The organism is Thioalkalivibrio thiocyanoxidans ARh2 (assembly GCF_000385215.1).
GTDB lineage: Bacteria > Pseudomonadota > Gammaproteobacteria > Ectothiorhodospirales > Ectothiorhodospiraceae > Thioalkalivibrio > Thioalkalivibrio thiocyanoxidans.
Genome location: NZ_ARQK01000017.1, coordinates 1 through 9,626 on the forward strand (window position 1 = coordinate 1; position 9,626 = coordinate 9,626).

4 protein-coding genes and 1 tRNA gene are annotated in these 9,626 nt (G+C 66.8%); all 5 read left to right on the forward strand.

Features of this window, described 5'->3' with window-relative positions; genetic code table 11:
- A partial coding sequence (locus G372_RS13435) for an SPOR domain-containing protein (protein WP_038095563.1) occupies positions 1-429 on the forward strand: 429 nt, incomplete at its 5' end.
- Between the two features lie 161 nt (positions 430-590).
- Positions 591-5,054: a glutamate synthase large subunit gene (gene gltB / locus G372_RS0100370; protein ID WP_019624846.1), complete on the forward strand. Its 4,464-nt coding sequence runs from the start codon at positions 591-593 to the stop codon at positions 5,052-5,054.
- Positions 5,055-5,489: 435 nt separating this feature from the next.
- A complete protein-coding gene (gene dnaG / locus G372_RS0100375) occupies positions 5,490-7,274 on the forward strand; it encodes a DNA primase (protein WP_019624845.1) in 1,785 nt (594 codons plus the stop codon).
- A 199-nt stretch (positions 7,275-7,473) separates the two neighbouring features.
- Positions 7,474-9,363 (forward strand): RNA polymerase sigma factor RpoD, encoded by a 1,890-nt coding sequence (gene rpoD / locus G372_RS0100380; RefSeq protein ID WP_018863075.1) that lies wholly within the window; start codon positions 7,474-7,476, stop codon positions 9,361-9,363.
- 104 nt (positions 9,364-9,467) lie between these two features.
- Positions 9,468-9,544 (forward strand) — tRNA-Ile (locus G372_RS0100385).
- Positions 9,545-9,626: the final 82 nt, after the last annotated feature.

Genomic DNA, 9,626 nt, shown 5'->3' on the forward strand with positions numbered 1-9,626 from the left:
CCAGAGCCAGAACCAGAGCCAGAACCAGAGCCAGAACCAGAACCAGAGCCAGAACCAGAGCCCGAGCCAGAGCCCGAGCCGGAACCGGAGACGACGACCGAGGCCCTGGCCGACGAGGATGGTGACAGCGAGCGCCTGCGCGGCGACCTGGAGTGGCTCGGCAACCAGTCCTCCGATGCGTTCACCATCCAGCTGATCGCGGCCCCGGACATGTCTACTGCCCGCGGCTATGCGGATCGCCACAACCTGGGCGGCATCCGCTACATCCCCACGCGGGTCAACGATCGCGACTTTGTGGTCGTGCTGGCCGGTTCGTTTAGCAATCGCGACGCCGCCGAAGGCGCAGCATCCGACCTGCCCGAGGCGGTCCGCAACGAGGGTCCCTGGATCCGCTCCATCGGCTCGGTTCAGGGGGTCGCCCGGGAGTAGGTCCCCACCCGGACGCACCCCAACCCGCGCCACCCCATGCTTATTTGACCGGGTCCGGTTTGCCGGGAGAATGACGGTTCGGCTATATTCCTGCGCCCTTTTTTCGTGTTCTTTCCCAGCCTGACGGCCCGCCCCTGGTGCGCCGTGACCGGAGTTCACCGATGCGACAGAACCAACTGAACGGCACCCTCTACCGTCCCGAATTCGAGCGCGACAACTGCGGCTTCGGCCTGATCGCGCACATGGACGGCGTCGCCAGCCACTGGGTGGTGGACACCGCAATCAAGGCCCTGGAACGCATGACCCACCGCGGCGCGATCGCCGCGGACGGCAAGACCGGCGACGGCTGCGGCCTGCTGATGAAGACCCCCGAGGCCTTTCTGCGCACCCTGGCCTCGGAGTCGAACATCGAGCTGGCCGAGCGCTTCGCCGCCGGCATCGTGTTCATCAATCCGGAAAAGATCGCGGAGACGCGTGCCGCCGTGGAGGGCGCCATCGAGCGCGGCCCGCTGAAACTTGCCGGCTGGCGCGAGGTACCGATCAACGCGGAAGACGCCTGCGGGGCCGAGGCCCTGAAGAGCCAGCCGCACATCCTGCAGGTGTTCATCAATGCCCCGGCCGACATGGACGGCGATGACTTCGAGCGCGCGCTGTTCGTGGTGCGCCGCCGCGCCGAGATCGCGATGGGCGACGACCCGGTGTTCTACGTGCCGAGCCTGTCCGCGCGCGTGGTCTCCTACAAGGGCCTGGTGATGCCGGAAAACCTGCCGGTGCTCTACCGCGACCTGCAGCGCCCGGAGCTCGAGACCTCGATCTGCGTGTTCCACCAGCGCTTCTCCACCAACACCTTCCCGCAGTGGGGCCTGGCGCAGCCGTTCCGCTTCCTCGCCCACAACGGCGAGATCAACACCGTACAGGGCAACCGCAACTGGGCGGTCGCGCGGCAGCACAAGTTTGCCACCGAGAAGCTGCCGGAGCTGGCCGAGCTGGAGCCGCTGGTCAACCTGGAAGGCTCCGACTCGCAGAGCCTGGACAACATGCTGGAGGTCCTGCTGGCCGGCGGCATGGACCTGTTCCGCGCGATGCGCCTGCTGGTTCCGCCGGCGTGGCAGAACGTCGCGCACATGGACTCCGACCTGCGCGCCTTCTACGAGTACAACTCCATGCACATGGAGCCCTGGGACGGCCCGGCGGGGATCGTGCTGACCGACGGCCGCTACGCCGCCTGCACCCTGGACCGCAACGGCCTGCGCCCGGCGCGCTACGTGATCACCAAGGACCGCCACATCACGCTGGCCTCCGAGATCGGCGTGTACGACTACGCCCCCGAGGACGTGGTCGCCAAGGGCCGGCTGAAGCCCGGGCAGATGCTGGCCGTGGATACCGAGTCCGGCGAGCTGCTGCACCCCGAGGACATCGACCAGATCAACCGCAAACGGCAGCCCTACCGCCAGTGGCTGCGGGCACAAGTGCACCCGCTGAAGAGCCAGCTGGACGACAACCAGCTGTTCTCCGGCGAGCCGATGCCGGCCGAGCGCCTGGAGACCTACGAGAAGCTGTTCGACGTGACCTTCGAGGAGCGCGACCAGATCCTGCGCGTGCTGGCCGAGGCCGGCCAGGAGGCCGTGGGTTCGATGGGCGACGACACCCCGTTCGCGGTGCTCTCCCGCCACACCCGCTCGCTGTACGACTACTTCCGCCAGCAGTTTGCCCAGGTCACCAACCCGGCGATCGACCCGCTGCGCGAGAGCATCGTGATGTCGCTGGAGACGTGCTTCGGCCGCGAACAGAACCTGTTCGAGGAGACCCCGGACCACGCCCACCGCCTGGTATCCGACTCCCCGGTACTGTCCGAGGCCAAATTCCGCGAGCTGTGCAACCAGACCGAAGACGCCTTCCGCGTCGAGCGCATGGACCTGAACTACGACGTCCATGCCGGCTCCCTGGAAGACGCCGTGAAAGCCCTGACCGCAAACGCGGTGGAGGCCGTGCGCGGCGGTGCCGTGGTGCTGGTGCTGTCGGACCGCGGCATCGACCCGGAACGCCGCCCGATCCCGGCCGCGCTGGCCGTGGGCGCGGTGCATCACGCGCTGATCCGCGCCAAGCTTCGCACCGACGCCAACATCGTCGCCGAGACCGCCACCGTGCGCGACCCGCACCACTTCGCGGTCCTGCTCGGCTATGGCGCCACCGCGATCTATCCGTACCTGGCCTACTCCGCGCTGCACGGCATGTGCCAGTCCGGCGAGATCCCGAACGCGGACCCGCTGACCCTGGCGCAGAACTACCGCAAGGGCATCAACAAGGGCCTGTTCAAGATCCTGTCGAAGATGGGCATTTCGACCATCGCCAGCTACCGCGGGGCGCAGCTGTTCGAGATTGTCGGCCTGGCCGACGAGGTCGTGGACACCTGCTTCACCGGCACCACCAGCCGTATCAAGGGCACCCGCTTCGCCGATATCGAGGCGGACCTGGAGACGCTGTCCAAGCGCGCCTGGAACCCGCGCAAGAGCGCCGGCCAGGGCGGCCTGCTGAAGTACGTCCACGGTGGTGAGTACCACGCCTACAACCCGGACGTGATCCAGACCCTGCACCGCGCCGTGCAGTCCGGCGACTACGGCGTATACAAGGAATATGCGGACCTGGTGAATGAACGCCCGGTGACCGTGCTGCGCGACCTGCTCAAGGTCCGCGACGACATCGAGCCGATCGCGCTAGACGAGGTCGAGTCCGAGGCCGAGATCCTGCCGCGCTTCGACTCCGCCGGCATGAGCCTGGGCGCGCTGTCGCCGGAGGCCCACGAGGCCCTCGCCACGGGGATGAACCGCCTGGGCGGGCGCTCCAACTCCGGCGAGGGCGGCGAGGCCGTCTCCCGCTACGGCACCGAGCGCATGTCCAAGATCAAGCAGGTGGCCTCGGGCCGCTTCGGCGTGACCCCGCACTACCTGGTCAACGCCGAGGTGCTACAGATCAAGGTCGCCCAGGGCGCGAAGCCCGGCGAGGGCGGCCAGCTGCCGGGCCACAAGGTCAACAAGATGATCGCGGAGCTGCGCTACTCGAATCCGGGCGTGGCCCTGATCTCGCCGCCGCCGCACCACGACATCTACTCCATCGAGGACCTGGCGCAGCTGATCTTCGACCTCAAGCAGGTCAACCCGGATGCGCTGGTCTCGGTGAAGCTGGTCTCCGAGGCCGGGGTCGGCACGATCGCTGCCGGCGTGGCCAAGGCCTACGCCGACCTGATCACCATCTCCGGCTATGACGGCGGCACCGGCGCCAGCCCGCTGACCTCGGTGAAGTACGCCGGCACCCCGTGGGAACTGGGCCTGACCGAGACCCACGCGACCCTGCGCGGCAACGACCTGCGCGACAAGGTTCGCCTACAGACCGACGGCGGCCTGAAGACCGGCCTCGACGTGATCAAGGCGGCGATCCTGGGCGCCGAGAGCTTCGGCTTCGGCACCGGCCCGATGGTCGCGCTGGGCTGCAAGTACCTGCGTATCTGTCACCTGAACAACTGCGCAACGGGTGTCGCCACGCAGGACAAGGTGCTGCGCATGAACCACTTCATCGGGCTGCCCGAAATGGTCATGCACTACTTCCAGTTCGTCGCCCGCGAGACCCGCGAGTGGATGGCGAAGCTGGGCGTGCGCAGCCTGACGGATCTGATCGGCCGTACCGATCTGCTGGAGATCCTGCCGGGCGAGACGCCGAAGCAGCAGCACCTGGACCTGAACGGCCTGCTGGCCAGCGGCGACCTCGCCGACAAGCCGCGCTTCTGCAAGGAGCCGAAGAACGAGCCGTTCGACAAGGGCGAGCTGGCGGAAAAGATGGTCGCCGAGATGCTCGAGGCGATCGAGAACAAGGCCGGTGGCGAGTACCGTTTCGACGTCGCCAATACCGACCGCTCGATCGGCGCGCGCCTGTCCGGCGAGATCGCCAAGCGCCACGGCAACCAGGGCATGTCCGATGCCCCGATCACCGTGCGCATGAGAGGCACGGCAGGGCAGAGCTTCGGTGTCTGGAACGCCGGCGGCCTGCACCTGTACCTGGAAGGCGATGCCAACGACTACGTCGGCAAGGGCATGACCGGCGGCAAGCTGGTCATCCGTCCGCCGGAGGGCTCCAGCTTCGCCAGCCAGGACACCACCATCATGGGCAACACCTGCCTGTACGGCGCGACCGGCGGCAAGCTGTTCGCGGCCGGCCAGGGGGGCGAACGCTTCGGCGTACGCAATTCCGGCGCAATCGCGGTGGTGGAAGGCATCGGCGACCACGGCTGCGAGTACATGACCGGCGGCGTGATGGTGGTGCTGGGCAACACAGGCGTCAATTTCGGCGCAGGCATGACCGGCGGCTTCGCGTTCGTGCTGGACCGGGAGAACGACTTCCCGGACCGCATCAACAACGAGCTGATCGACCTGCACCGCCTCGACACCGAGGACATGGAGGCGCACCGCAACTACCTCGAGGAACTCATCACCGAGTTCGTGCACGAGACGGACAGCGCCTGGGGCCGCGAGATCCTGGAACGTTTCGACGACTACCAGGGCTCGTTCTGGCTGGTGAAGCCCAAGGCCTCCGAACTCCGGGGCCTGCTGGCCAACCTGCGCCAGGCCGCCTGACCCGCCACAGCCGGCGGTACTGCGATTCGGGCCCCTCACGGGGCCCGTTTTGTTTGCAGTGCCGAGAACCCATCATTGCGAGCGCAGCGAAACAATCGCTTGATGCTGTGTTCTGGTGGCAGTTTCTGGAGATTGCTTCGCTGCGCTCGCAATGACATGGCAGCACCCTGACACCATCCCGCGATCGGAGGCTGACGGATACCGATTGCTTCGTCGCCCAAGGCTCCTCGCAATGACAGGGAGATAGAAAGCAGCGTCATCGCGAGGAGCGAAGCGACGTGGCGATCTCCATGGGCAACCCCGGCATCCGCCCCGGAGACCTCCGGGGCTCGCCGCGTCGGCTGCAACATCCCGCAATGACATGTTGCGGCCCGACGCTGGGCTATCATGCGAACCTGACGACGAGCACACCCCCGAGGAATACCCGGCGATACCATGGCAGGCCTCATTCCACAGGCATTCATCGACGAGTTGCTCGAACGCAGCGATATCGTCGAGGTGATCCAGCGCCGCGTGAGCCTGAAGAAGGCCGGGCGCGAGTTCGCTGCCTGCTGCCCGTTCCACGGCGAGAAGACGCCGTCGTTCTACGTCTCTCCGCAAAAGCAGTTCTACCACTGCTTCGGCTGCGGGGCGCACGGCACGGCCATCAGCTTCCTGATGGAGTACGAGAACCTGAGCTTTCCCGAGGCGGTCGAGCAACTGGCCGAGCAGGCCGGACTGGAGGTCCCGCGCGAGGCCGGGGGCGACGACAAGCGGGAGGCCCACGCGCCGCTGTACGAGGCCCTGAACGCGGCGGCCGACTACTACGTGCAGCAGCTGCGCCATACACCCAAGGCGGTCGAATACCTGAAAAACCGGGGCATCGACGGCACCACCGCCCGCGACTACCAGATCGGCTGGGCCCCGCCCTCGGGCCTGATCGAGGCACTCCAGCCACGCTTTACCCCGCAGCAGCTGGTGGATGCCGGCCTGGCCGCCCGGCGCGACGACGGCGGCATCCGCGAGCGCTTTCGCGCGCGCATCATGTTCCCGATCCGCGACCGGCGCGGGCGCATCACCGGCTTCGGCGGGCGCCTGATCGAAGATGGCGAGCCGAAGTACCTGAACAGCCCGGAGAGCGAGGTCTTCCACAAGGGACAGACCATCTACGGCCTGTTCGAGGCGCGCAAGGCCGGCACCCGGCTGGACGACATCGTGGTGGTCGAGGGCTACATGGACGTGGTCGGGCTGGCCCGCGCCGGTTTTCGTCGCGCGGTGGCCTGCATGGGCACCGCCCTGACCCGCGCCCACCTGGACAGCCTGTTCCGTCAGGTCTCGCGCATCACCCTGTGCTTCGACGGCGACGCCGCGGGCCGCCGCGCAGCCTGGCGCTCACTGGCCGAGGCACTGCCCGCGATCCAGGGCCTGCGCGAGGTGCGCGTGCTGTTCCTGCCCGAGGGCGACGACCCCGACAGCCTGGTCCTGCGCGACGGCCTCACGGGCTGGGAACAGCGCCTGGAGGGTGCCCTGCCGCTATCCGAGACGCTCGTCCGGTTGTTGCGCGAGGAACACCCGACCGATACCGCCGAGGGACGCACCCGCTTCGCGCACGCCGCGATGAAGCTGGTCGCCACCACCCGTGACCCCCTTTTCCGCGACCAGCTGGTCGAACGTGTCGCCCAGGAAACCCACCTGAGCCCGGAGCGGCTGAGCGAGCAACTGCGCGAGGCGGAAGACGGAAACGCCCGCGCGACGGGCCCAGCCTCCGCACCCACGGACATCCCCGAGACACCATCCGCCGAGCCGGCGGGCACCGCGCAGGAGACGCCCTCCGCCCTGTGGGGGGCGCTGCTTGCGCGAATCCTGCAGCACCCGGAGCTCGAATGGTCTCAGTCCGAGCTGGCCGAACTCACGGCGTTTCCGGGAACTGCCGCGCAAACCCTGGGCAAGCTGCTGGAGGCCCTGCACGAGCGTCCCGGCTGCAGCAGTGCCCATCTGCTGGAACGCTTCCGTGACGATCGCCACTTCAACCGCCTGCAGGCCCTGGCCGCGCGGGAGCTTGGGGATGGCGATCCGAAGGTCACCCAACAGGTGGCCATGGACTGTGCCCGCCAGCTCCTGCTCCAGCAGGCGCGCACACGAATTCGTGAACTTACTCGCGCAGGCCGAGAACTCGCCACGGAACAACGCGAGGAGCTCGCGCGTCTTAGTGAATTACTGCAGAAGAGAAACCCCGGTTAGATTCCCCCGAAATGCGCCCCTCGAAGGGCGTAACCCATTGAAATCGGCTAGCCTGCCCCCAGCTTTACTGTCGGGATTTCCGCGACCGGCAGAGGGTTTGGCGGGCGAATCCCGGCAATATAAGAATCTTCTGCTACAATGCAGGATTGATTTTTCTACGACCCATTCAGCGACCCAGGCACCTCGGAGTACGACGTCAATGAACCGTGAAGAGCAACAATCCCAGCTCAAGGAACTGATTGCCAAGGGCAAGGAGCAGGGATACCTCACGTATACCGAGGTTAACGACCACCTGCCCGACTCGATCATCGACTCCGACCAGGTCGAGGACATCATTGCGATGATCAACGACATGGGCATCGCGGTGCACGAGCAGGCCCCGGACGCCGACAGCCTGCTGCTGTCCGACGGCTCCGTCTCCGCCGACGAGGATGCCGAGGAGGCCGTGGCCGCCCTGGCCGCGGCCGACAGCGACTTCGGTCGCACCACCGACCCCGTGCGCATGTACATGCGCGAGATGGGCACGGTCGAGCTGCTGACCCGCGAGGGCGAGATCCGCATCGCCAAGCGCATCGAAGAGGGCCTGATGCAGGTGCTGTTCGCGCTCGCCCACCACCCGGGCGCGATCGAACACCTGATTCGCGAGTACGACCAGATCGTCGAGAACAACGGCCGCCTGACCGATCTCGTGGTCTCCTTCATCGACCCGCAGAACCCGCTGGACGGCGAAGCCGTGGCGCGCGGGCTGGTCTCCCCGGAAGACGCCCAGAAGGCGGAAGAGGCCCAGAAGGCCGCGGCCGCCGAGGCCTCGCCGGAACTGGACGCGATCGTGGAAGAGGTCGAGGACGCCGAGGAAGAAGACGCCGAACCGGTCGACACCGGTCCCGACCCGGAAGAGGCGCGCGAGCGCTTCAACAAGCTGCGCAAGCTGCACGCCAAGGCCCACAAGGCCTTCGAGAAGGGCGACCGCAAGGCCTATGCCACCGCGCGCGAGGCCACCGCCAAGTACTTCATGGAGTTCAAGCTGGTGCCGCGCATGGTGGACCAGCTGACCACCAAGCTGCACGGCACCATCGACCGCATCCGCAGCCATGAGCGTCGCATCATGGAGCTGGCCGTGAACCAGGCGCAGATGCCGCGCAAGGCGTTCATCGACAGCTTCCCGAAGAACGAGACCAATCCCGACTGGATCAAGGAAGCCTGCAAGGCCAAGGGCAAGTACACCACCGCCCTGGCCGAGCACGAGGAAGAGATCGTGCGCCTGCAGAAGAAGCTCGCCGAGATCGAACACGAGGCCAGCCTGAACATCTCCGAGATCAAGGAGATCAATCGCCGCATGTCCATCGGCGAGGCCAAGGCCCGCCGCGCGAAGAAGGAAATGGTCGAGGCCAACCTGCGCCTGGTGATCTCCATCGCCAAGAAGTACACCAACCGCGGGCTGCAGTTCCTCGACCTGATCCAGGAAGGCAACATCGGCCTGATGAAGGCGGTGGACAAGTTCGAATACCGTCGCGGCTACAAGTTCTCGACCTACGCCACCTGGTGGATCCGACAGGCCATCACCCGCTCCATCGCGGACCAGGCCCGGACCATCCGCATCCCGGTGCACATGATCGAGACCATCAACAAGCTCAACCGCGTCTCCCGCCAGATGCTGCAGGAGATGGGCCGCGAGGCCACGCCGGAAGAGCTGGCCGAACGCATGGAGATGCCCGAGGACAAGATCCGCAAGGTGCTGAAGATCTCCAAGGAACCGATCTCCATGGAGACTCCGATCGGCGACGACGAAGACTCCCACCTGGGCGACTTCATCGAAGACGAAAAGGTCGCCTCGCCGTCGGACTCCGCCGCGCGCGAGAGCCTGTCCGAGGCCACCCGCGAGATCCTGTCCACGCTGACCCCGCGCGAGGCCAAGGTCCTGCGCATGCGCTTCGGCATCGACATGAACACCGACCACACCCTCGAGGAAGTCGGCAAGCAGTTCGACGTCACCCGCGAGCGCATCCGCCAGATCGAGGCCAAGGCCCTGCGCAAGCTGCGCCACCCGACCCGCGCCGAACTGCTGCGCACCTACACCGACGCCGAGTAACCGGCGTCCCGGCCGAACGGCCGGAGCCTGACCTGCCGATGCGGCGCCATCTCTCCCTTTCCGGGTAGAATGGCGCCGCAGTCGTTTGTACCCTCCCCGATTACGGGCCTGTAGCTCAGTTGGTTAGAGCAGGGGACTCATAATCCCTTGGTCGTCGGTTCGAGTCCGACCGGGCCCACCACTCGCTTGCGCTCCTGTTGGACGGGTCGGACTATTCCAGCCGCGCGCCTGCCGGCGCACGCCGTTCCGGCCTCGCGAAGACA